This is a genomic window from Pseudomonas sp. A25(2017), assembly GCF_002001065.1.
Classification (GTDB): Bacteria; Pseudomonadota; Gammaproteobacteria; order Pseudomonadales; family Pseudomonadaceae; genus Aquipseudomonas; species Aquipseudomonas kilonensis.
In genome coordinates, this window is sequence record NZ_MUOA01000024.1 from 20421 (window position 1) to 43584 (window position 23164).

Genomic DNA, 23164 nt, shown 5'->3' on the forward strand with positions numbered 1-23164 from the left:
CGGCAGGCGCCTCAACGCAGGTTCGATGGCGTAAGCTGCTGGCCCCGCCATTCAAAAGCCACCGGCGCCAGCACCTGGTCGATCTGCGCTTCTTCCCACAACGTGGCAAAGCTTTTGCCCACACCCGGATGAATTCGATCCGGCGCGATCAACGACAAAGGCCACAGGACGAAGGCGTTCTTGAGGATTTCCGCGCGCGGCAGGATCAACCCATCGAAGTTGCCGACCTGTTCGCCATACAACAACACGTCGATATCCAGCGGCAGCCCCTTGCGGTCCGGCGCATAGCGACCGTTGTCCGCCTCAATGAACTTGAGGCGACGATCCAGTTCCATCAGCGGCAGATCCGTGAAGGCCGAGACGACAAAATTGAAGAATGGCCCGCTCTTGATACCCACCGGCTGGCTCTCGAACACCGCCGAACAGCGCATGTCCACCAGGAAACCGGCCAAGGCCTCCAGACCGGCGCACAGATGGGTTTCGCGCTCGATATTGCTGCCGAGCCCGAGAAAAACCTGAGTCAGCGACATCCGCGCTCGATCTCCACACCCACGCCGCTGGCCGCCGGTACAGCGCCAGGCTTGGTCACTTTCAGACGCAGCCAGGTGATCTTGAACTCATCCATGAGCGCCTGGGCCAGCCGCTCGGCAAAGGTCTCGACCAATTGGAACTGCGCCTGCTCGGCAAACGCCTGGATGCGTGACGACACGCTGGCATAGTCGAGCGCCAGGGTCAGGTCGTCGCCTGCGGCGGCCGGGCGGTTGTCCCAGGCAAAGCTCAGGTCAAGCCGCAGGCACTGTCGGATGCCTCGCTCCCAGTCGTAGGCACCGATTACCGTGTCGACTTCCAGGCCTTCGATAAACACTCTGTCCAAGCACTCTTCTCCGCAGCACGACAAGGGCGCAATGCGCCGTTAGAATCAGGGCGTCCTCGCCCGGAATAGTTAGCATGTTTTGGTTACTGGCGATTCTCGCCTACCTGCTCGGCTCGCTGTCCTTCGCCATTTTGCTCAGCCGCCTGACCGGTCACCCGGATCCGCGAATGAGTGGCTCGGGCAATGCCGGCGCCACCAACATGCTGCGCCTGGCCGGACGCAAACTCGCCATCCTGACCCTGCTGGGCGACCTCTGCAAAGGCCTTGTCCCGGTATTGATCGCCAGCCTTGCAGGGCTCTCGTTGCAGCAACAGGCCTGGATCGGCGTCTGCGCCGTTATCGGCCATCTATTCCCGCTGTACTTTCGCTTTCGTGGCGGCAAGGGTGTCGCCACCGCCGCCGGCATGCTGCTGGGCCTGTACCCGCCCGCCGCCCTGCTGGCTGTCTGTGCCTGGCTGCTGACGTTCTACCTGACCCGCACCAGCTCCCTGGCCGCGCTGATCGCCACACCGCTGACCCTGCCGTTGCTGGCCTGGCAGGAACCGGCGGCCTTGCTGCCAATGACCGCACTGGTTGCACTGATCGTCTGGCGTCACCGGGGCAATCTACGCGACCTGTTCGCCGGGCGCGAACGGCATTTTTAAATGACGCTTCACAGCGGCGCCAACTGCTCCATCGGCCAGCGCGCCTGCACGCTGATCGCCAGGCTTTCGTGCTGGCCGGCCTGCAAACGCTGGCAGCCGGCAAAGGCAATCATCGCGCCGTTATCTGTGCAGAACTCCGGCCGGGCGTAGTAAACGTCGCCCTTCATGTCGCCGAGCATTTTCTCCAGCGATGTCCGCAAGGCCTTGTTCGCACTCACACCGCCAGCGATCACCAGGCGCTTGAGCCCGGCCTGCTTGAGGGCACGCTTGCACTTGATGGTCAAAGTCTCCACCACGGCCTGCTGGAACGCCAGCGAGATGTCGCAACGGGCTTGTTCACTGTCGTCCCCGGCGCTGACACACTGCTGCCAGGTGTTCAGGGCAAAGGTCTTCAGCCCGCTGAAACTGAAATCCAGGCCGGGACGGTCACACATCGGCCGCGGGAACACGAAACGCCCACCGACCCCTTGCGTCGCAAGCCGGGAGATTTCCGGCCCACCGGGATAATTGAGGCCCATCATTTTTGCAGTTTTGTCGAACGCTTCGCCGGCAGCATCGTCGAGGGTTTCGCCGAGCAGCTCGTATTGGCCGATCCCATCGACCCGAATGAGCTGCGTATGGCCGCCCGAGACCAACAAAGCGACGAACGGAAATTGCGGCGGTTGCGACTCCAGCATCGGCGCCAGCAGGTGGCCTTCCATGTGATGCACGCCCAGGGCCGGAATCCCCCAGGCAAAGGCCAGCGCCTGGGCACAGGAAGCGCCCACCAGCAACGCGCCCACCAGGCCCGGGCCGGCGGTGTAGGCGATGCCGTCGATCTCGGTCGGCACGCAGCCAGCCTCGGCCAGGACCTGGCGAATCAAGGGCAGCATGCGCTTGACGTGATCGCGGGAGGCAAGCTCGGGCACCACCCCGCCATAGGCGCGGTGCAGGTCGATCTGGCTGAACAGCGCATCGGCCAGCAGGCCGCGTTCACTGTCGTAAAGTGCGACACCGGTTTCGTCGCAGGAGGTTTCTAATCCCAGTACTAGCATGGGTTTGCGCCTTGTAGAGGCTGAATTCGAAGGCGCGCATAATAGTCGCCGCGTTGTGCCCCGACCAGCGGTTTTCGATCAGAGGCTTTGCATTCCGAGCGTTGAGGGGTTAACATCCGCAACCCTTAAAAACCGACGTCTTCAAGTGCTCTTTTGCCGCGAGGATGTTGACCCCGGTAATGAATGAAGGTAGCTCTGGATGCCAGCCGTCAAAGTAAAAGAGAACGAACCCTTCGACGTAGCTCTGCGTCGTTTCAAGCGCTCCTGCGAAAAAGCCGGTGTTCTGGCTGAAGTTCGTAGCCGCGAATTCTACGAGAAGCCGACTTCTGAGCGTAAGCGCAAGGCAGCAGCCGCTGTTAAGCGTCACGCCAAGAAAGTTCAGCGCGAACAGCGCCGCGCCGTACGTCTGTACTAATACACAGACGTCCGTAGCAAGCTTCTGCCAAGCCCGGCCCTCAAGCCGGGCTTATGGCATTTGCGGAATAACGCTTGATGCTTCACTGTCAAAGCCGCAGACGCGACCAAGACAACCTGCTTCACCGCGTCAGACCTGGCTCTTTTGCCAGCGGTGCACGTCTTTCCTGACGAGCCTTCCAAGGCTACCGACGAGCACACCCTGATTCCTCTAACGACGATCAGCCCAAGGCACCTGCCTGCGTGTCCGCTTCATGAGCTATCCGAGGCCTGAACGGCCGTTACCGGACTCAGCGCAACACATTCAAACAGTCGAATACTGATAGTTATTAACGTCAGTGGATTATCGGCAGATACACTTCCCGACAGCGATGATGCAGACGACCCGGTCGAGCCACCGATTTAGCGTGCCTCAAACCCAGACCCGGTTACGCCTGCCGATTTCGGGTCCATATTTCGCGCAGTGATGATGAGAACGCCATGGCCGGGCTGATTCCCCAGAGCTTTATTGACGACCTCCTGAACCGCACCGACATCGTCGACGTGGTCAGCTCTCGCCTGCAAATGAAGAAAGCGGGCAAGAACTACACGGCCTGCTGCCCGTTCCATAAAGAGAAAACGCCTTCTTTCAGCGTCAGCCCCGACAAGCAGTTCTACTATTGCTTCGGCTGCGGCGCTGGCGGCAACGCCCTCGGCTTCATCATGGACCACGACAACCTGGACTTTCCCCAGGCCGTCGAAGAACTGGCCAAAGCCGCCGGCATGGAAATACCCCGCGAGGAAAGCGGTCGACCGCACAAACCACGCCAACCGACCGACTCTCCACTTTACCCACTGCTGACGGCGGCGGCGGATTTTTATCGCCAGGCCCTCAAAAGCCATCCGGCACGCAAGGCCGCGGTGGATTATCTCAAGGGCCGCGGCCTGACCGGCGAAATCGCCCGGGACTTCGGCCTCGGCTTCGCCCCGCCCGGCTGGGACAACCTGTACAAGCACCTAAGCAGCGATACGCTGCAACAGCGCGCCATGATCGACGCTGGCCTGCTGATTGAAAATGCCGAAACCGGCAAGCGCTACGACCGCTTCCGCGACCGGGTCATGTTTCCGATCCGCGACACACGCGGGCGGATCATCGCCTTTGGTGGCCGGGTGCTGGGCGACGACAAGCCGAAATACCTGAACTCCCCGGAAACCCCGGTGTTCCATAAGGGCCAGGAACTCTACGGCCTGTACGAAGCACGCAAGAACAACCGCAACCTCGACGAAATCATCGTCGTCGAAGGCTACATGGACGTGATTGCCCTGGCCCAGCAAGGCCTGCGCAATGCCGTCGCGACCCTGGGCACGGCCACCAGCGAAGAGCACATGAAGCGCCTGTTTCGCGTGGTGCCCAACGTGCTGTTCTGCTTCGACGGCGACCAGGCCGGCCGTAACGCCGCCTGGCGCGCACTGGAGGCCACCTTGCCGTGCCTGCAGGACGGACGCCGGGCGCGTTTTCTGTTCCTGCCCGAGGGCGAGGACCCGGACACCCTGGTGCGCTCCGAAGGTACCGACGCATTCCGTGCGCGGATCAACCAGCACGCACAACCGTTGGCCGATTATTTTTTCCAGCAGTTGACCGAAGAAGCCGACCCACGCTCCCTCGAAGGCAAGGCCCACATGGCCACCCTCGCGGCACCGCTGATCGACAAGGTGCCCGGCGCCAACCTGCGCACACTCATGCGCCAGCGCCTGACCGAGATCACCGGCCTGAACAGCGAAGCGGTCAATCAACTGGTGCACAGCGCCCCCCAGGAGGCGCCACCCGCTTATGACCCGGGCATCGATTACGACGCGATGCCGGATTTCGCCGACTATCATCAACCCCAGCAGGATTACGCCCCCCAGCAGGAATGGACACCGAAAAAACCCGGCAGTGGCGGCAAGAAATGGGACAAGAAACCCTGGGACAAGAACGGCAAGCGCGGCGATCGCGACCAACCACGTGCCCCGCGCGTGCCGGCCGCCGTCGAACCACCAACACTGGCCGCCTTGCGCACCTTGCTGCATCACCCGCAACTGGCGGAAAAAGTAGAGGACGCCGGGCACTTCGCCGCCGAGGATCACAGCAATACGCAATTGCTGGTTGCACTCCTTGAAGCCGTGCAGAAGAACCCCAAGTTAAACTCTTTCCAGTTGATCGCACGGTGGCACGGGACCGAGCAGGGGCGCCTCTTGAAGGCCCTGGCCGAGAAGGAATGGCTGATTGAAGGAGACAACCTTGAACAACAGTTTTTCGACACCATTACTAGCTTGTCCGCCCGCCAACGCGAGCGAAACCTGGAACAACTTCTGCGAAAAGCTCGCCAGAGCGAGTTGACCAGCGAAGAGAAAAACCAATTGCGCGACTTACTCAGCCGCAATGTTTGCGCATCAAACCCGACCTCAACTGGCGCGTGAGGTCACAGCTCAGGTATAATCCTCGGCTTGTTTTTTGCCCGCCAAGACCTTCAGTGGATAGGGTGTTATGTCCGGAAAAGCGCAACAGCAGTCTCGTATCAAAGAGTTGATCCTATTGGGTCGTGAGCAGGGCTACCTGACTTACGCGGAGGTCAACGACCACCTGCCGGAGGATATTTCAGATCCGGAACAGGTGGAAGACATCATCCGCATGATCAACGACATGGGGATCAACGTATTCGAGGTTGCTCCAGATAAGGATGCCCTTATGCTGGCCGACGCCGATACCGACGAGGCGGCCGCTGAAGAAGCGGCCGCAGCGTTGGCAGCGGTCGAGACCGACATTGGTCGCACCACCGACCCCGTGCGCATGTACATGCGTGAAATGGGTACGGTAGAGCTCCTCACGCGTGAAGGCGAAATCGAAATCGCCAAGCGTATTGAAGAAGGCATCCGTGAAGTGATGGGCGCAATCGCGCACTTCCCTGGCACGGTTGACCATATTCTCTCCGAGTACACCCGCGTCACCACCGAAGGTGGGCGCCTGTCCGACGTCTTGAGCGGCTATATCGATCCGGACGACGGCATCGCGCCGCCTGCCGCCGAAGTGCCGCCGCCGATCGACGCGAAAGCCGTCAAGGCCGACGACGACACCGATGACGACGACGCCGAAGCGAGCGACGACGAGGAAGAAGCCGAAAGCGGTCCGGATCCGGTCATCGCAGCACAGCGTTTCGGCGCTGTGGCTGACCAGATGGAAATCACCCGCAAGGCGCTGAAAAAGCACGGCCGCAACAACAAGCAGGCGATTGCCGAGCTGTTGGCACTGGCCGAGCTGTTCATGCCGATCAAGCTGGTACCGAAGCAATTCGAAGGCCTGGTCGAGCGTGTTCGCAGTGCCCTGGATCGCTTGCGCCAGCAAGAGCGCGCGATCATGCAGCTTTGCGTGCGTGATGCCCGCATGCCGCGTGCCGATTTCCTGCGCCAGTTCCCTGGCCACGAAGTTGACGAAAGCTGGACCGATGCACTGGCCAAGGGCAAGAGCAAATACGCTGAAGCCATTGGTCGCCTGCAACCGGACATCATTCGTTGCCAGCAGAAGCTGACCGCGCTGGAAACCGAAACCGGTTTGACGATCGCCGAAATCAAGGACATCAACCGTCGCATGTCGATCGGCGAGGCCAAGGCCCGCCGCGCGAAGAAAGAGATGGTCGAAGCGAACTTGCGTCTGGTGATCTCCATCGCCAAGAAGTACACCAACCGCGGCCTGCAATTCCTCGACCTGATCCAGGAAGGCAACATCGGCCTGATGAAGGCGGTGGACAAGTTCGAATACCGTCGCGGCTACAAGTTCTCGACTTATGCCACCTGGTGGATCCGTCAGGCGATCACTCGCTCGATCGCCGACCAGGCCCGCACCATCCGTATCCCGGTGCACATGATCGAGACGATCAACAAGCTCAACCGTATTTCCCGGCAGATGCTGCAGGAAATGGGTCGCGAACCGACGCCGGAAGAGCTGGGCGAACGCATGGAAATGCCTGAGGACAAGATCCGCAAGGTATTGAAGATCGCCAAAGAGCCGATCTCCATGGAAACCCCGATCGGTGATGACGAAGACTCCCATCTGGGTGACTTCATCGAAGACTCCACCATGCAGTCTCCGATTGATGTCGCCACTGTCGAGAGTCTCAAGGAAGCGACTCGCGAAGTACTCTCCGGCCTCACTGCCCGTGAAGCCAAGGTACTGCGCATGCGCTTCGGCATCGACATGAATACCGACCACACCCTTGAGGAAGTCGGTAAGCAGTTCGATGTGACCCGTGAGCGGATTCGTCAGATCGAAGCCAAGGCATTGCGCAAACTGCGCCACCCGACGCGAAGCGAGCATCTACGCTCCTTCCTCGACGAGTGACCCTTCAAAACCCCCGGCCCTGCCGGGGGTTTTGTTATGCACAGATAAAATCCCCCTCGTTACACTCCACCACCCTGTTGCCCGTCTACACTCGAATCATCCTCCCCAAGCCATGACGAGACAGTGATGCCCAGACTGACGGCCGCGCTTTTGCTGTCATTGATGACCTGGACCGCAACAGCTGGCGTGTTGACGCTCACCGACGAGGAGCTCCGCTGGCTCAAGAACCACCCCGACCTGCGCCTGGGTGTCGATGCCTCATGGCCGCCGTTTGAGTTTCGCGATGACCAGGGCCGCTATCAGGGCCTGGCCGCCGACTACGTCGACGTCATTCGTGAACGGCTGGCCATCAAGCTCACCCCCATCGAGCCGGTCAGTTGGACCGCCGTGCTCGAGCAGGTCGCACAGGGCAAAATCGACCTTTTGCCGGGCATCATGTCCACACCGGAGCGTCAGAATTACCTGGCGTTTACCCGGCCTTACCTGGATTTCCCCATTGTCATCCTGGCCCATCGCGGTGGCGCCCAGCCGCACAACCTCAAGGAACTGTACGGGCTGAAAATCGCCGTGGTGGAGAACTATGCCCCCCATGAATTGCTGCGCAACCACCATCCCGACCTGAACCTCGTGGCGCTGCCCAACGTCAGTTCAGCCCTGCAAGCACTGGCAACCGATGAAGTGGACGCGGTGGTGGGCGATCTGGCTTCCAGCGTCTGGAGCCTGCGCCAACTCAAGCTCGAAGGCCTTTATGTCAGCGGGGAAACGCCTTATCGCTATCAGTTGGCAATGGCCGTCCCTCGAGACAACAAGATATTGGTGGGCATCCTGGACAAAGTCCTGGCAGACATGAGCCCGGCCGAGGTCGCCGAGATCCAGCAGAAGTGGGTCGGCAATGTGCACGACTATCGCCAGCTCTGGTCAGACTTACTGTTTTACGGCCTGCCTGCGCTGCTGCTGATGGTCGGCATACTGGCGGTGGTGATTCGTATCAACCGCCGACTCAGCTCGGAAATCTCCCGACGGGTCGAGCTTGAGCAGGAGCTGCGCAGCAGCGAATACCATTACCGTGGGCTAGTGGAGAGCCTGTCGGCCATTGCCTGGGAGGCAAGGGTCAGCGATTTCACCTACAGCTACGTGTCGCCCCACGCCGAAGACCTGTTGGGCTATCCCCTCTCCCATTGGCTGGTCCCAGGTTTCTGGCGCAACATCATTCATCCGGCCGACCTGATCCGAGCCCAGACCTACTGCGATCATGAAGTGCTGGCAGGTCGCGACTACTGCGTCGATTATCGCGTGATCACCGCCGATGGCCGCTGCCTGTGGGTGCGCGATATTGTCAGCCTGATCGAGCACGGGCACGAACCAGTGATGCGCGGGCTGATGATCGATATCAGTGAAGCCAAGCGCACCGAGGAAGCGCTGCGCCTTTCGGAGCAGAAATTTGCCTCGGTATTCCGCCAGTGCCCGGACATCCTGGTGATTGCACGGTTATTGGACGGTTGCCTGCTGGAAGTTAACAAGGCCTTCGAAGAACAGATCGGTTTGAGTGCCGCCGAGGTGGTGGGACACAGCGCAACCGAACTGGATATCTGGGGCATCCAGGGCGTGGGGCCGGGCCTGTTGCAGCGCTTGCAGGCCGGCAGCATTCGCAACCTGGAAATGCCCTTCCGCCGTAGCAATGGCCAGGTGTTCACCGGGCTGATCTCCGCCGAGCCCTTCGACCTCGACACGACGCCAGCCCTGGTCGTGGTGGTACGGGACATCAGTCAACTCAAGGAAACCCAGCAGCAATTGCAGACATCCGAAGAGAAGTTTGCCAAGGCGTTCCACGCCTCGCCCGATGGCCTGCTGCTGTCCCGGCAAAGCGACGGCCTGCTGATCGAAGTCAACGAAGGCTTCAGCCGCATTACCGGCTTCAACAGCGCCCTGTCGGTGGACCGCTCCACCTTGGACCTGGGCATCTGGGTCAACCTCAACGAGCGAAAGCAGATGCTCGACCTGCTGAAGCGGGACGGCTTCGTCAGGGATTTCAGCTGCCATATCCGTCGCAACGACGGGCAGATCCGGCTGTGCGAAGTCTCCAGCCGCCCGCTGCCCATCGGCAACGAAGACTGCATGCTGACCATCGCCCGGGACATCACCGAACGCCACCTCATGCAGGAGAAACTGCAACAGGCCGCCACCGTGTTCGAAAGCACTGCCGAAGGCGTGCTGATCACCGATACGCAACAGCACATCAGCGCAGTGAACCGAGCCTTCACCGAAATCACCGGCTACAGCGAAACCGAAGCCTTGGGCCATACACCTCGGTTGTTGGCTTCAGGCCTGCATGACAGCGCGTTTTACGCCGCGATGTGGCACCAGTTGACGGCGGAGGGCCACTGGCAGGGAGAGATCTCCAATCGGCGCAAGAACGGCGAGCTCTACCCTAGCTGGCTGACCATCAGCGCGGTGCGCAATCGGGATCGACAGATCACCCATTTCGTCGCGGTCTTCGCCGATATCTCCAGCCTCAAACACGCCCAGGCCCGCCTCGATTACCAGGCCCACCACGACCCGCTGACGGGCCTGCCGAATCGCACACTGTTCGAAAGCCGCTTGCTGGCAGCTCTCAATGGCCAGCAGGAAAACGGTGGCCAGGGTGCCGTGCTGTTCCTGGACCTGGACCGCTTCAAGCACATCAATGACAGCCTCGGGCACCCGGTCGGCGACCTGTTGCTCAAGGGCATTGCCGTACGCTTGCGCGAACAGTTACGCGACATCGACACCGTGGCGCGCCTGGGCGGCGACGAGTTCATTATCCTGCTGCCGGGCCTGCAACAGCCCAGCGATGCCGAGCACATCGCCCAGAAACTGCTGAACTGCTTTGCCGCGCCATTCCAGGCCGGCGAGCACGAGTTCTTCATCAGCGCCAGCATCGGTACCAGCCTCTACCCACAGGATGGCTGCGACGTCGCCACGCTGGTCAAGAACGCTGACGCGGCGATGTACCGCTCCAAGGCCAAGGGCCGCAACCGGGTGGAGAAATACACCTGTGACCTCACCGCCCAGGCCAGCGAGCGCGTGGCCTTGGAACACGAGCTGCGACGAGCGATCGAGCGCAACGAACTGTCACTGTCCTTCCAACCGAAAATCAGCCTCGCCGACAACCGCCTGGTGGGCGCCGAGGCGCTGATTCGCTGGTATCACCCGACATTTGGCGACGTCCCGCCCGAACACTTCATCCCGTTGGCGGAAGAAAACGGCATGATCCTGCAAATAGGCGACTGGGTACTGGAACGCGCCTGCCGGCAACTGTGCGAATGGAACAGCACCTATGAAAGCCTCGGCCCCCTCTCGGTCAACCTGGCCGGCGCCCAACTGCGCCAACCCAACCTGCTGGGGCGTATCGAGCAACTGCTGCGCGAACACCAGCTCCAGCCCGACTTATTGCAACTGGAAATTACCGAAAATTTCATCATGAGCCAGGCCGAAGAGGCCCTGACGGTGCTGCACCAGTTGAAAAACCTCGGCGTGCAACTGGCCATCGACGACTTCGGCACGGGCTATTCCTCCCTGAGTTACCTCAAGCGCCTGCCGCTGGATATCCTCAAGATCGACCAATCCTTCGTCCGCGGCCTGCCCGACGACCCCCACGACGCGGCCATCGTGAGGGCAATCATCGCGCTGGGCCGCAGCATGCAATTCACCATCATCGCCGAGGGCGTCGAAACCCTGGCCCAGCAGCAATTCCTGACCGAAGAAGGTTGCGAACAGATCCAGGGCTACATCGTCAGCCTGCCCCTGGGCGCCGACGAATTTGCCGCAACGTTTCTTCGTGTGACCGTATCGGATTTTTCGGATAGCACAGCCGAGAAACCGTCGCTATAATCCGCGGCCTACTGAGGGCCTATAGCTCAGTTGGTTAGAGCAGAGGACTCATAATCCTTTGGTCCACGGTTCGAGTCCGTGTGGGCCCACCATACAAAAAGCCGCGCATTGCGCGGCTTTCGTGTTTCTGGATGGACCACCACAGATACAGTCGCTTAGACCTATCGACGCTGGTCATCAAGGTCTGAGGAACTGCACATGCCCTACATCATGCAAACTGTCGTCCTTCTGGTGCTGGGTGCGATCCTCGTTCAGTTTCTGAAACCATACTCGCTGCGCAAGTGGCTGGGTTTGGCGCTGCTGGCAACGGGCTTGGTCAGCATCTTCAAGGTTGGTGAGCAGCAGGTGCTGGGCTTTGACCTGGAGCTGCTAGCACTGCTGGCCGTGCCGCTGGGCGTGGTGCTTTTCCTGACGCGGCGGCGGTTCACGGAGGGGGACTGAAGCCCTGGCACGATTTCTCGGTGCCGTCTCTGACCCAAAATCATACGGGACAACAGTCGATCAACAGCGCATTGATCGATGATCTTAGCGTTGGACCTTGCCGGCGAGTTGGGGGTTACTTCGAACATACTGGTAATGCCTAACGTAGGTTCACCTACGAACGCTTTCTCTAGGCATATCAGCTCGCCCAGCAACTCATAACCCTTTGGTCCACGGTTCAAGTTCGTGTGGGCCCACCAAATTGAAAGCCGCGCATTGCGCGGCTTTTGAGTTTTCAGAAAGTGATTGCGCCCTATCCGAAGGTTTTCATAAACGGCTCAGCACATTGCCTGATTGCCGCAACCACATCCGGTGCCCGCTCACACAGCTCAGTTGAGCGAGCCAGGACTTGTTCCAATGCTTGCAACTGCAAGCGGATTATTTCTTCTGGCTGGACAACATCACATACCAGCGCGAAATCCAGTAGGCCCTGCCGTGAGGCGAATAACGTTTTGTTCCCGACAAGATCAAGTGCCAATACGTCCTTCGGTATGTAAGCCGTGGTGTTGACAATATCGTAGGCAGGTGCCAGCCGGGCGTCGCGCTGGGTAGGGTCGGAATACAGCAGCCCGAAGTTCTTCAGATGGGCGTCGCCATTACCCACTATGCAGCTCAGGGACACAATGGCAAATAACTGGGCCAGCGAGCACTGTACCTGCTCGGGTGGGCAGAATAGACGAATAGCCTTGGCGATGGCCGAATAGCTTTTACTGTACTTTTGCTCCGCCGCCAGTCCCATTAATGCAGCCATATCCTCGAAACCGATAGGATTGAGCTCCTCGTCTCGGTCGAAACGACGCATCACGAATAACTTGGTATTGTCGGAGAGGTGGAACTCCGGCACTACAATCCCAGCTTCCTTGGCTACAGACATGCAGAGGAACTCGTTGATTGCCAGCCCCGGAAATTCGTCCCGACCGCTCTTGATAATCAGGTCGGAGGTCTTCGAAGTAAACCGTTGCGGCGTAAGGTCTTGACGCTCGGGCACCAATACCTTGGGCTGCACGCCAGATATCCCGGCGCGCAGGATATAGCGATCCACCAAGTCAGCAAAAATATCCTGCGCGCCATCCCAGGCCAGAATTTCTTCCAGCCTTTCTCCGGGGAATTGTTGTCGCAGTAGAAGCGCATCGACCTCCGGTGAGCTCACCGCTACCCGCCCGATAGGCGAACTGCTGCCAGACAGTGCAAGCAGCAGCATGGGATCGATGTTCGCCACTTTGGCCAGGCGGTTGCGTAGCTGCTCCAAGACGTAACCTTCCGGCAAATTCATCTGGAAGATCGGATGCAGTTCTCGATGACGATATTCATCCAGGCGCACAGGCATCAATAAACTGATCGCAGCCTGCGCATTAGCCTCTTCGTGATAACGAAACAGGTAGTCTCCACCACTGCCCAGAATCATTCTCCCGCTGTCGCCTTCAGGCGTCGCAACCTGTAGTAAGGTCGTCATCAGTCGAACACTCCCTGGATTTCGTCAAGCGTGGGCATTGCAGCTGGCACCACGGCGAACTCACAATCCAGAGCCCCCAGAATTCGCGCGTAGGCAAGCATGCCCACCGACAGGTCACCCTTTTCAATGGCAATGACCTTCTGCCGAGTGATACCCGCCAAGGTAGCGAGATTGGCTTGGGTCAGACCACGATTCAGGCGGCGCTGCCGGACCTGTTCGCCAAGACGTGTTGTGATAAGGGCATAGTCCATGTTCTGTATACGCAACAAGTTACTTTAGATGTAACGTATACCTAACTTGCCGAAAAATCAAAACCGTTGTGTCACACAGAGGATCAGTTCTCCCGTTAGCCTCTTTCGCTCCATTACAATAAAAATCCCCCTCCCTCACCGCGACGCCCATCATCGCCAGCCCCAGCCTCCCCCGACTGTTTCTTGAACTGTTCTGGCAACTCGGCATCCTGCTGGTGCCGGCCTTTTTCGTCACCGTGCTGCCACCCCCATTGGCTTTGCTGGCGGTGGTGTTCCTTGGGCTGCTGATGGGACTTGCCGCTCGCCTGGGCTTTTTGCCGGTGGGCCGAGGCATTGCCCGGCTGACGGTGGGCGCTGTGTTTGGCCTGGGTTTCAGCCTGGGCCGGGCGTTGCCTGAGTGGTGGGGCATCTTGGTAGCGATCGTCGGCATCATGGTCGGGCTCGCCTGCGTCAGTAGCTGGGAGAGGCGCCTTGGGTTGACACCCATTTCCAGCAAAGGGCCGAGTGCCTGGGGCGGAAACGAACCGTTGCTGACCCCTGAAGGCGAGCCGATCCGGGCGTTCAACCACGGCGAAATCGCCATGGGCGGCCCGACTTATTGCGACTATCTGTTCCCCGACGGCGTGCTCCTGCAAGGCCTGGGCTCTTCGGCCGTGTTCTCCAGAGACGGGCGCTATTTCGCGGCACCGGTACCGTCCCGGCAGGCATGGGGACTGGTGGTCCTCGACCGTCAGCAACGCCAGCTGTACCGCTGCGCCGACAGCGAGCTCTGGGAGCTGGACGCTTTTGACCTCGACCTGTTGAATGGACGCCATAGCCCACTGGTGGATAACAGCGTTCGCGAAACCCGGCTCGATGAGCTGTTAAAAACCGCCAGCGTTTCCAATCTGGTGCCTGTCGCCGATCTCTGGCTGGAACCCGACTGGCACCCGGAGCATGTCCTGCACACGTTCGAACGACGTTCCGCCGACGGCCTGCAATGCCTGCAAGGCAACATTTCATTGCCTTCGACGTTCCGTGATCTGGACCAGCCACTGGAACCGCTGCGTTCACCGCGCTACACCGTCAGCATCAACGGACAACCGTCTGGCCTGCTGATGGCGGCCGATGCGCCACTGGTGTGGAGCAGCGATCAACGCGCCCTGGTGTGCCTGGCCCAGGCGCGGGATCCTCAAGCAGATGGCGACCAGTATTGGTTGTGGCAGCTCGACAAAGGCTGGCGCGCCTTGCCATTGCCGTGGGTGAAGAGTGCGACTGAACCGTCCTTCTACTGGCATGAGTTGCTGAGCCTCGACGCGCACCATGTGCATATCGGCGCGTACCTCGACTATCCGCGACCGGGTTCCGGCCGGTATGGCTACCGTCTGGACAGCATCCACAGCGATACCGAAACCCAGGCCGGTCATGACGCCCAGGGTCGCGTACAGGTTGCAGAGTTCAAACTGACCCGCACGGTCATCGCGATGCCGCTGGACAGTCCGGGAGTGCGAGGTGACTCGTACATCGAGACGCAGCCGCTGCTGGGTGGCGCATGCGCTCAGCTCATCTGGCTTTGCGACAATCGCGAGGGGCTTGGCGGTTATCGCTGCCAGATTGGTGATTGGCACTTGCCAGGCAGTTGGCTGCTGGATCATCGCGTCTCTGACTGCGGGCGCTACTTGGCACTGCTGCCCTTTGCAGACTCAACGACAGTGGCCACCCATGCGGTCATTGCAGATGTGAAGGATCGACGCCTGCTGGAAGGCCCCTCCATGTGGGTGGAACGGATACTCGACTTTCGGGATGGCCGCTTGAGTCTGGCAGCGGTGGCCGGTCGTCTTGACCACGACCTGGACAGCAGCGCGCTGCAACGCTTCAACATCCCGGCGCCGCCGATCGGCAGCGACCCTTCGTTCTTTCATCCCAGCGAGCAATCCCGGCTGTTCTACAACACCGTGGACCTGCAGGTGACAAACTCACAACTGCACAGCGTCGCCCCCTGGCGCCTGGTGGATCGTCCGCAAGTGGCCAACGCTGACGGTGACTTCATCCAGCCCGCCCCCGACCATCAGGATGCCGCCTGGCTGTTCGACAGCGAAACGGAATATGCCGACAGTTGGGTGCGTGCGCAGACGCCCCGGCTCGGAGGCCATCTGCTGACAGCCTCAGGCTGCGCGTTGGTCGACTTGGCACCGTCGATGATCTGGTCGACGGATAGCCGCTATCTGGCCCTGACCTGCATGGCGACCGATGTGACAGAACAGTGTGGAAGTTATCGAGGCTGGCAATTGCTGCTCCTGGATGTCCAGGAACACACATTGCGGGGGCATCCACAGTGGCTGGGCAACCGGCCGTTGTTTGAAAGCTTCGACGACGAACAGCTGCATGTACGGTGTTTCGAGCGCGATTGGGAAGCGCAAGACGATGACGACCCGGGTTCAGTGCAGTCGTTCTCACTGGATCTGTTGTTGCAGTTGCCCACCGAACAGCTGGTTTGCCAGGACGGTTTCTGGTTCAGGGCTTCACAGGTACACCTGGCCCCCGCCTGGCGCGCACTGGCTTTGCCTGCCGTTGGCTATTTCGCACGTGAGAGCCTGTAACATGCTCGCCATCGAATGCCTGCGCCGGAGCCCACTTTGACTGACACCCGCCCTCCCGTCCTCGACAAAATCGACCGGCAGCTGATCGCGGCGCTGCAAATCAACGCCCGGGAAAGCGTCGCCATGCTCGCCCGGCAACTGGGTATCGCCCGCACGACCGTGACCTCGCGGCTGGCGCGCCTGGAAAAGACCAAGGTGATTACCGGATATGGCGTGCGCCTGGGACAACGGGTGATTGACGGTGGCTTGCAGGCTTACGTCGGCATCAAGGTCCAGCCGCGCTCCGGCAAGGACGTGCTGCGGCGCTTGAGCGCCATGGCTCAGGTACAGCAACTGTGCGCGGTCAGCGGTGAGTTCGACTATGTCGCCTGGTTGCGCACGGACTCGCCGGAACAGCTGGACCAGTTGCTGGACCAGATCGGCAGCGTGGACGGCGTGGAGAAGACCACCACCTCGATCATCCTCAGCAGCAAGATCGATCGAGGCCAGCCAGTCTAAACCCTGCGTCACTTAACCTGTGGGAGCAAGCTTGCTCGCGATGGCGTCAATCCAGTCAACACCGTCATGGACTGAGATACCGCTATCGCGAGCAAGCTCGCTCCACAGGGGACTGGTTTCGTCATTATGCTTTATGAATAGATCAAGATGACTGTCGATCGCTCAAAACGACGACATATTGTGTCTTATTAACGTGTTCCACCCTCCCTAGAATGGCTGGCATCTTTCCTATACTCAGACGCGAACACTGCGTCGAGTCGCCCACCAAGGTCAGCCATGAACAAGAACAATCGCCACCCAGCAGACGGTAAGAAGCCCATCACCATTTTCGGGCCGGACTTTCCTTTCGCCTTTGACGACTGGATCGAGCATCCGGCTGGCCTGGGCAGCATTCCCGCCCACAACCACGGTACCGAAGTGGCGATTGTCGGGGCCGGAATCGCCGGTCTGGTGGCGGCGTACGAGCTGATGAAGCTGGGTCTCAAGCCCGTGGTCTACGAAGCGTCGAAGATGGGTGGGCGCCTGCGTTCACAAGCGTTCAACGGCGCCGAAGGGGTGATCGCCGAGCTGGGCGGCATGCGCTTTCCGGTGTCATCCACCGCGTTCTATCACTACGTCGACAAGCTGGGCCTGGAGACCAAACCGTTCCCCAACCCGCTGACCCCAGCGTCCGGCAGCACGGTCATCGACCTGGAAGGCCAGACCTACTACGCACAGAAACTGGCCGACCTTCCCGCACTGTTCCAGGAAGTCGCCGATGCCTGGGCCGATGCGCTGGAGGATGGCTCGCGCTTCGGCGACATCCAGCAGGCGATCCGCGACCGCGACGTGCCACGCCTCAAGGAGCTGTGGAACACCCTGGTGCCACTGTGGGACGACCGCACCTTCTACGACTTTGTCGCCACTTCCAAGGCCTTCGCCAAGCTCTCTTTCCAGCACCGCGAAGTGTTCGGCCAGGTCGGTTTCGGCACGGGCGGCTGGGATTCGGACTTCCCCAATTCGATGCTGGAAATCTTCCGTGTCGTGATGACCAACTGCGACGACCACCAGCACCTGGTGGTCGGCGGCGTCGAGCAGGTGCCCCACGGCATCTGGAATCACGTGCCGGAACGCTGCGTGCACTGGCCGCAAGGGACCAGCCTGAATTCGTTGCACCTGGGCGCCCCACGCAGCGGCGTGAAGCGCATCGCCCGCGCGGCCGATGGCCGGTTCAGCGTGACCGACGTCTGGGACAACACCCGCGAGTACGCCGCGGTGCTGGTCACCTGCCAGAGCTGGCTGCTGACCACCCAGATCGAATGTGAAGAAGCGCTGTTCTCGCAAAAAATGTGGATGGCCCTGGACCGCACGCGCTACATGCAATCGTCGAAGACCTTCGTGATGGTCGACCGGCCATTCTGGAAGGACAAGGACCCGGAGACCGGCCGCGACCTGATGAGCATGACCCTGACCGATCGTCTGACCCGTGGCACCTATCTGTTCGACAACGGAGACGACAAGCCAGGGGTGATTTGCCTGTCGTATTCCTGGATGAGCGACGCGCTGAAAATGCTTCCGCACCCGGTGGAAAAACGCGTGAAGCTGGCACTCGATGCCCTGAAGAAAATCTATCCCAAGGTGGACATCGCCGCCCGGATCATCGGCGATCCGATCACCGTGTCCTGGGAAGCCGACCCGCATTTCCTCGGCGCGTTCAAGGGCGCCCTGCCCGGCCACTATCGCTACAACCAGCGCATGTATGCGCATTTCATGCAGGACGACATGCCGGCCGAACAACGCGGGATCTTTATCGCCGGCGATGACGTCTCATGGACACCGGCCTGGGTCGAAGGCGCGGTACAGACCTCACTCAATGCCGTGTGGGGAATCATGAAGCACTTCGGCGGTGAAACTCACGCCGAGAACCCGGGTCCAGGTGATGTGTTCCATGAGATCGGTCCGATCGCCCTGCCCGAATAAAAGGAGTTATTGATGCGTGTAGCCCTCTACCAATGCCCGCCGCTGCCACTGGATCCGGCCGGCAACCTGCAACGCCTGCACCAGGTGGCGCTGGAGGCCAGGGGCGCCGATGTGCTGGTGCTGCCGGAGATGTTCATGACCGGCTACAACATCGGCGTCGACGCGGTGAATGTATTGGCCGAGGTCTACAACGGCGAGTGGGCGCAACAGATCGCCCGCATTGCCAAGGCCGCCAGCCTGGCGATTGTCTATGGCTACCCTGAGCGCGGCGAAGACGGGCAGATCTACAACGCCGTGCAACTGATCGACGCCCAGGGCGAGCGCCTGGCCAACTACCGCAAGAGCCACTTGTTCGGTGACCTTGATCACGCCATGTTCAGCGCTGGCGACTCAGCGCTGCCTATCGTCGAGCTCAACGGCTGGAAGCTCGGCCTCCTGATCTGCTACGACCTGGAGTTTCCGGAAAATACCCGACGCCTGGCCCTGGCCGGTGCCGAGCTGATCCTGGTGCCAACCGCCAACATGCAACCCTACGAGTTCATCGCCGACGTCACCGTGCGGGCCCGGGCCATCGAGAACCAGTGTTTCGTGGCGTACGCCAACTACTGCGGCCACGAAGGAGAATTGCAGTATTGCGGCCAAAGCAGCATCGCCGCCCCGAATGGCAGCCGCCCGGCGCTTGCAGGGCTGGATGAGGCCTTGATCGTCGGAGAACTGGATCGACAACTGATGGAAGACTCCCGCGCGGCCTACAACTACCTGCACGATCGCCGCCCCGAGCTTTACGACGACCTGCACAAACACTGATTGAGGATTGAGAACGCAGCCTAATCCGCTAGCATGAGCGCATCTTTGTTCTGGAAGCGCTCATGCCGGCCCCCGACTCCCTCCGCCCCCACACTGAAACCCTGGCCAACGGCTTGCGGGTGACATTGCGTCACGTCCCAGGCCTCAAGCGCAGCGCTGCAGTACTGCGAGTCGCGGCTGGCAGCCATGACGCGCCCCTGGCCTGGCCGGGATTGGCGCATTTGCTCGAGCATCTGTTCTTCCTCGGCACCGCGCGTTTTCCCGCGGGGGAGAACCTGATGGCCTACGTGCAGCGCCATGGCGGCCAGGTCAATGCGCGCACCAGCGAACGCACCACGGATTTTTTCTTCGAATTGCCACCCGCCCCCTTCGCCGACGGACTGGAACGACTGGGGGACATGCTCGCTCACCCACGCCTGGATGAGGCCGATCAGTTGCGCGAACGGGAAGTGCTGCACGCCGAGTTCATCGCCTGGTCCCAGGATGCTGCAGCCCAGCGACAGCTTGCCTTGCATGACGGCCTGTCGGCGACCCATCCACTGCGGGGTTTTCATGCCGGCAATCGCGATAGCCTGGCGGTGACGCAAGCCGAATTCCAAAGCGCATTGCACGACTTCTATCGCCGCTTTTACCAGAGCGGCCAGATGACCCTGAGCCTGGTCGGCCCGCAGAGCATCGACGCCTTGAAAGCGCTGGCTGAACAGTTCGACAGCCACATACCGGCCGGCGAAGCACTTGCCAGGCCGGCACCACCAAGTTTGATGGCATCGTCCCAGTCGAGTTATCAACAGCCCCGCGAGGGTTGCCTTGATCGGCTGTTCGCCTTCGAAGACTTGCCCGCCGCCTCGCCTCAAGCCCTGGACTTTCTGTGTACGTGGCTGAACTCCAGCAAACCGGGCGGCTTGCTCGCCACGTTGCGTCAGCGCGGCCTGGCTGACAGCCTCAAGGCCACCGCGCTGTATGAGTTTGCCGGGCAGGCGCTGCTGCACATCGAACTCAAGCACGCCAACGCCCAGACAGCGGCGCAGATCCAGCCGTTGCTGCACGACTGGCTGGGGTTCTTTGCCGCCCAGGACGACTGGGCGCCGTTGCGCGAGGAGTTCACCGCACTGTTGCAGCGCCGGCAAGAGACAGGATCGGCCTTGCAGGTGGCCCGCTGGGACGGTGAAGGACGTGACGGGCCGCTGTTGGCAAACGACCTCGTCAGGCTCAGGGAAATCCTCAGGCAACTGCACCCGGCCGATAACGTCGCGGGGCAATGGCAACTGCCCGCGCCCAATCCGTTCCTGCAAACGCCAAGCGAAGCGCCCCGCGCCGGGCTGATACGCGGCCAGACCAGCGCCCACCGCGGCTTGCGAACCTTCGCCCAGGACCGCTCCCGGGGTCGCCGGGAACGCTCGCCCATGCAGTTCAGCCAGGCGCTGCCAGACAACGGTCGTGAAGGCGCGGTGTACCTGCGCTGGCAACTGACGACCCAGGCACCGCTGGACTTTCAATCCAGGCTCGACCGGCACCTGCAGGATCTGCGAGAGGATGCTCGCCAGGCCGGCGTGGACGTCAGCTTCGAGCCCTCCGGTCATCAATGGCTGCTGAAACTGGTTGGCTTACAAGCGCCGATACCGTTGGTGCTCGAACACGTTCTGACGAAGCTTGCGCAACCGCTGCCAATGGCCCAAGCCGGTCACGAAACCCTGCCGATGCCGATTCGGCATCTGTTGAAGGCGCTGCCAGATCACTGCCGCCACAACCGCCAAGCGCCAGCGTTGCCAATGCCCGACAGCGACCAAAGCGTGTGGACAACGGCCCGATGGGACGGGCTGTCCATCGGCCTGTCGACGGCCACTCAAGGGGCGTTGGGCCCTGCGTTGGCTCGAGTGCCGGGCATTGCCGGCGATGAAGCCAGCCCGGCGCCGGCACCTCGTGGGCAACGCCTCTGGCATAGGCTCCAGACTCACGGCGAAGAACCGGCCGTGTTGCTGTTTTGCCCGACAGCCACCCCGACGCTGGCCGACGAAGCCGCCTGGCGGTTGCTGGCACAGCTGTGCCAGACGCCGTTCTACCAGCGCCTGCGCGTCGAGTTGCAGTTGGGTTATGCGGTGTTCAGTGGGTTGAAGCAGATCGACGGGCAAACCGGGGTGTTGTTCGGCGTCCAATCGCCCAGCCTTTCGACAACGCAACTGAGCGCCCACATCGAACAATTCCTGGCTGGGCTACCGGCGCTGATCGAGCAGCTCGATGACTCATCCCTGACCGGCCAGCAGCAGGCGCTTGCCGCCCAACTCCAGGACACCACCCTGCCCTGCGCCCAGGCCACCGAACTGCTCTGGCAGGCCAAGTTGGCCGCCCGCCCGTCGGATTATCTTGAGCAACTGTCCGCTGCCATCGTGTATCTGGATCGCAAGCAGCTACAAATGGCCGCCCAACGTCTGATCAAGGCTGAAGGAGGATGGTATTGCCTGAGCAACGGAGCCTGCCCGGGAGAGCGCTGGCAAGCGGCGCAGTGATCATTGCAGGGGCCGTAATGAGCTTTCTTCGAGAATCGCGGCGAACGAATATGTCAGATTTAGTAACATAGGCGTCTAAGCATCTGAACATCTCCGAACGGAGGTGGACTATATGTATAGGTCTCAACCGTTCTATCTAACGAAAGCATCCCAACCAAAGGAGTATTCCCATGTCCTGGTCCAAACCCGCATATATCGACCTGCGTATCGGTTTCGAAGTCACCATGTACTTCGCCAGCCGTTGAATGCTGCAGGCGGTTAAGCACGCAGCACTACGCCTCGGCCAGCCGAGGCGTTTTTATTTCGGTTTGCAGATGGAGCAGCCATGTTCGTCCAGATTCTAGGTTCTGCCGCCGGTGGCGGTTTCCCCCAGTGGAACTGCAACTGCGCCAATTGCGCAGGTTTTCGCGATGGCAGCCTGCGGGCCCAGGCGCGCACCCAATCGTCCATCGCCCTGTCCGATGACGGTGTGAACTGGGTGCTGTGCAACGCCTCTCCGGACATTCGCGCCCAGCTCCAGGCGTTTGCCCCAATGCAGCCGGGCCGGGCCCTGCGCGACACCGGCATTGGCGCGATCATCCTGATGGACAGCCAGATCGACCACACCACCGGCCTGCTCAGCCTGCGTGAAGGTTGCCCGCATCAAGTCTGGTGCACCGACATGGTCCATGAAGACCTGAGCACCGGCTTTCCGCTGTTCAACATGCTGACCCACTGGAACGGCGGTTTGAGCTGGAATCGCATCGAACTCGACCAGAGCTTCACCATCGCCGCCTGCCCGAACCTGCGCTTCACCCCACTGCCCCTGCGCAGCGCCGCACCGCCCTATTCACCGCATCGCTTCGACCCGCACCCGGGCGACAACATCGGGTTGATCGTCGAAGACCTGCGCACGGGTGGCAAGCTGTTCTATGCCCCGGGCCTGGGCAAGGTCGACGAGTCGTTGCTGGCGATCATGGCCGGCAGCGATTGTCTGCTGGTGGACGGTACGATGTGGGACGACGATGAAATGCAGCGCCGTGGCGTCGGCACCCGCACTGGCCGGGAAATGGGCCACCTGGCCCAGAATGGCCCCGGTGGTATGCTCGAAGTACTGGAACAAGTACCTGGGCCGCGCAAAGTCCTTATCCATATCAACAACACCAACCCGATCCTGGACGAAGACTCGCCCGAGCGGGCTGAACTTGTACGTCGAAAGATTGAAGTGTCTTACGACGGAATGAGTATTGAGTTGTAAGAAGGGCGGAACCAATGTGGGGTGAGCTTGCGGTGTGCCAGTCAACGCTTGTGCTGGCTGATAGGACGCCTTCGCGAGCAAGCCCGCTCCCACAGAGGCCGAGTAGCACTTGATATTTTATGCACCGCAAAACCAATGTGGGAGCGGGCTTGCTCGCGAAGGCGTCCTATCAGCCAGCACAAGCGTTGACTGGCACACCGCAAGCT

At 60.8% G+C, this 23164-nt stretch carries 18 protein-coding genes and 1 tRNA gene; 14 read left to right on the top strand and 5 right to left on the bottom strand.

Annotation, left to right across the window (positions count from 1 at the left end):
* Window positions 1-11 precede the first annotated feature (11 nt).
* Entirely contained in the window at window positions 12-530 is a 519-nt protein-coding gene (gene folK / locus B0E42_RS00525) for a 2-amino-4-hydroxy-6-hydroxymethyldihydropteridine diphosphokinase (RefSeq protein ID WP_053189955.1), read from the bottom strand.
* Complete coding sequence (gene folB / locus B0E42_RS00530) at window positions 521-874, bottom strand: dihydroneopterin aldolase (RefSeq protein WP_018607238.1); 354 nt, start codon at window positions 872-874, stop codon at window positions 521-523. Before folB ends, folK begins: the two co-directional genes overlap by 10 nt.
* A 74-nt stretch (window positions 875-948) precedes the next feature.
* On the opposite strand from folB, the gene plsY reads away from it, so the two are divergent.
* Window positions 949-1518 (top strand): glycerol-3-phosphate 1-O-acyltransferase PlsY, encoded by a 570-nt coding sequence (gene plsY, locus B0E42_RS00535; protein ID WP_018607239.1) that lies wholly within the window; start codon window positions 949-951, stop codon window positions 1516-1518.
* A gap of 8 nt (window positions 1519-1526) precedes the next feature.
* On the opposite strand, the gene tsaD is transcribed toward plsY, so the two are convergent.
* Window positions 1527-2552 carry a tRNA (adenosine(37)-N6)-threonylcarbamoyltransferase complex transferase subunit TsaD gene (gene tsaD / locus B0E42_RS00540; protein WP_018607241.1) on the bottom strand — a complete coding sequence of 342 codons (1026 nt, stop codon included), beginning with the start codon at window positions 2550-2552 and terminating at the stop codon, window positions 1527-1529.
* Window positions 2553-2751: 199 nt separating this feature from the next.
* Here tsaD and rpsU point away from each other — a divergent pair, with 199 nt between their 5' ends.
* The 6 genes from rpsU (at window position 2752) to B0E42_RS00570 (ending at window position 11631) form a co-directional block, all read left to right on the top strand.
* A complete protein-coding gene (gene rpsU / locus B0E42_RS00545; RefSeq protein WP_002551877.1) occupies window positions 2752-2967 on the top strand; it encodes a 30S ribosomal protein S21 in 216 nt (71 codons plus the stop codon).
* 479 nt (window positions 2968-3446) lie between these two features.
* On the top strand, window positions 3447-5405 hold the full coding sequence (gene dnaG, locus B0E42_RS00550) for a DNA primase (protein ID WP_018607333.1): 1959 nt from the start codon (window positions 3447-3449) through the stop codon (window positions 5403-5405).
* A 67-nt stretch (window positions 5406-5472) separates the two neighbouring features.
* Window positions 5473-7320 (top strand): RNA polymerase sigma factor RpoD, encoded by a 1848-nt coding sequence (gene rpoD / locus B0E42_RS00555; protein WP_018607334.1) that lies wholly within the window; start codon window positions 5473-5475, stop codon window positions 7318-7320.
* Between the two features lie 126 nt (window positions 7321-7446).
* Window positions 7447-11190, top strand: coding sequence for a bifunctional diguanylate cyclase/phosphodiesterase (locus B0E42_RS00560; RefSeq protein ID WP_077505223.1), 3744 nt, complete (start codon window positions 7447-7449; stop codon window positions 11188-11190).
* A 15-nt stretch (window positions 11191-11205) separates the two neighbouring features.
* Window positions 11206-11282 (top strand) — tRNA-Ile (locus B0E42_RS00565).
* A gap of 106 nt (window positions 11283-11388) precedes the next feature.
* Window positions 11389-11631, top strand: coding sequence for a hypothetical protein (locus tag B0E42_RS00570; protein WP_018607336.1), 243 nt, complete (start codon window positions 11389-11391; stop codon window positions 11629-11631).
* Window positions 11632-11923: 292 nt separating this feature from the next.
* Here B0E42_RS00570 and B0E42_RS00575 read toward each other — a convergent pair whose 3' ends face one another.
* Together B0E42_RS00575 and B0E42_RS00580 are read right to left on the bottom strand one after the other, a co-directional pair.
* Window positions 11924-13123, bottom strand: coding sequence for a type II toxin-antitoxin system HipA family toxin (locus B0E42_RS00575; RefSeq protein WP_077505225.1), 1200 nt, complete (start codon window positions 13121-13123; stop codon window positions 11924-11926).
* Window positions 13123-13374 carry a helix-turn-helix transcriptional regulator gene (locus B0E42_RS00580; protein WP_077505227.1) on the bottom strand — a complete coding sequence of 84 codons (252 nt, stop codon included), beginning with the start codon at window positions 13372-13374 and terminating at the stop codon, window positions 13123-13125. Before B0E42_RS00580 ends, B0E42_RS00575 begins: the two co-directional genes overlap by 1 nt.
* 215 nt (window positions 13375-13589) lie before the next feature.
* On the opposite strand from B0E42_RS00580, the gene B0E42_RS00585 reads away from it, so the two are divergent.
* The 7 genes from B0E42_RS00585 to pqqB all read left to right on the top strand — a co-directional run bounded on the left by B0E42_RS00585 (window position 13590) and on the right by pqqB (window position 22958).
* Window positions 13590-15953, top strand: a complete 2364-nt coding sequence (locus tag B0E42_RS00585; protein ID WP_256578248.1) for a hypothetical protein — start codon at window positions 13590-13592, stop codon at window positions 15951-15953.
* Between the two features lie 36 nt (window positions 15954-15989).
* Complete coding sequence (locus tag B0E42_RS00590; protein ID WP_053189958.1) at window positions 15990-16451, top strand: Lrp/AsnC family transcriptional regulator; 462 nt, start codon at window positions 15990-15992, stop codon at window positions 16449-16451.
* A gap of 276 nt (window positions 16452-16727) precedes the next feature.
* Window positions 16728-18410: an NAD(P)/FAD-dependent oxidoreductase gene (locus B0E42_RS00595; protein WP_003206211.1), complete on the top strand. Its 1683-nt coding sequence runs from the start codon at window positions 16728-16730 to the stop codon at window positions 18408-18410.
* A gap of 12 nt (window positions 18411-18422) precedes the next feature.
* A complete protein-coding gene (locus B0E42_RS00600) occupies window positions 18423-19217 on the top strand; it encodes a carbon-nitrogen hydrolase family protein (protein ID WP_077505229.1) in 795 nt (264 codons plus the stop codon).
* 62 nt (window positions 19218-19279) lie between these two features.
* A complete protein-coding gene (gene pqqF / locus B0E42_RS00605) occupies window positions 19280-21721 on the top strand; it encodes a pyrroloquinoline quinone biosynthesis protein PqqF (protein WP_077505231.1) in 2442 nt (813 codons plus the stop codon).
* A 170-nt stretch (window positions 21722-21891) separates the two neighbouring features.
* On the top strand, window positions 21892-21966 hold the full coding sequence (pqqA, locus tag B0E42_RS00610; protein ID WP_003177660.1) for a pyrroloquinoline quinone precursor peptide PqqA: 75 nt from the start codon (window positions 21892-21894) through the stop codon (window positions 21964-21966).
* 80 nt (window positions 21967-22046) lie between these two features.
* Complete coding sequence (pqqB, locus tag B0E42_RS00615; protein ID WP_053189961.1) at window positions 22047-22958, top strand: pyrroloquinoline quinone biosynthesis protein PqqB; 912 nt, start codon at window positions 22047-22049, stop codon at window positions 22956-22958.
* Window positions 22959-23164 lie beyond the last annotated feature (206 nt).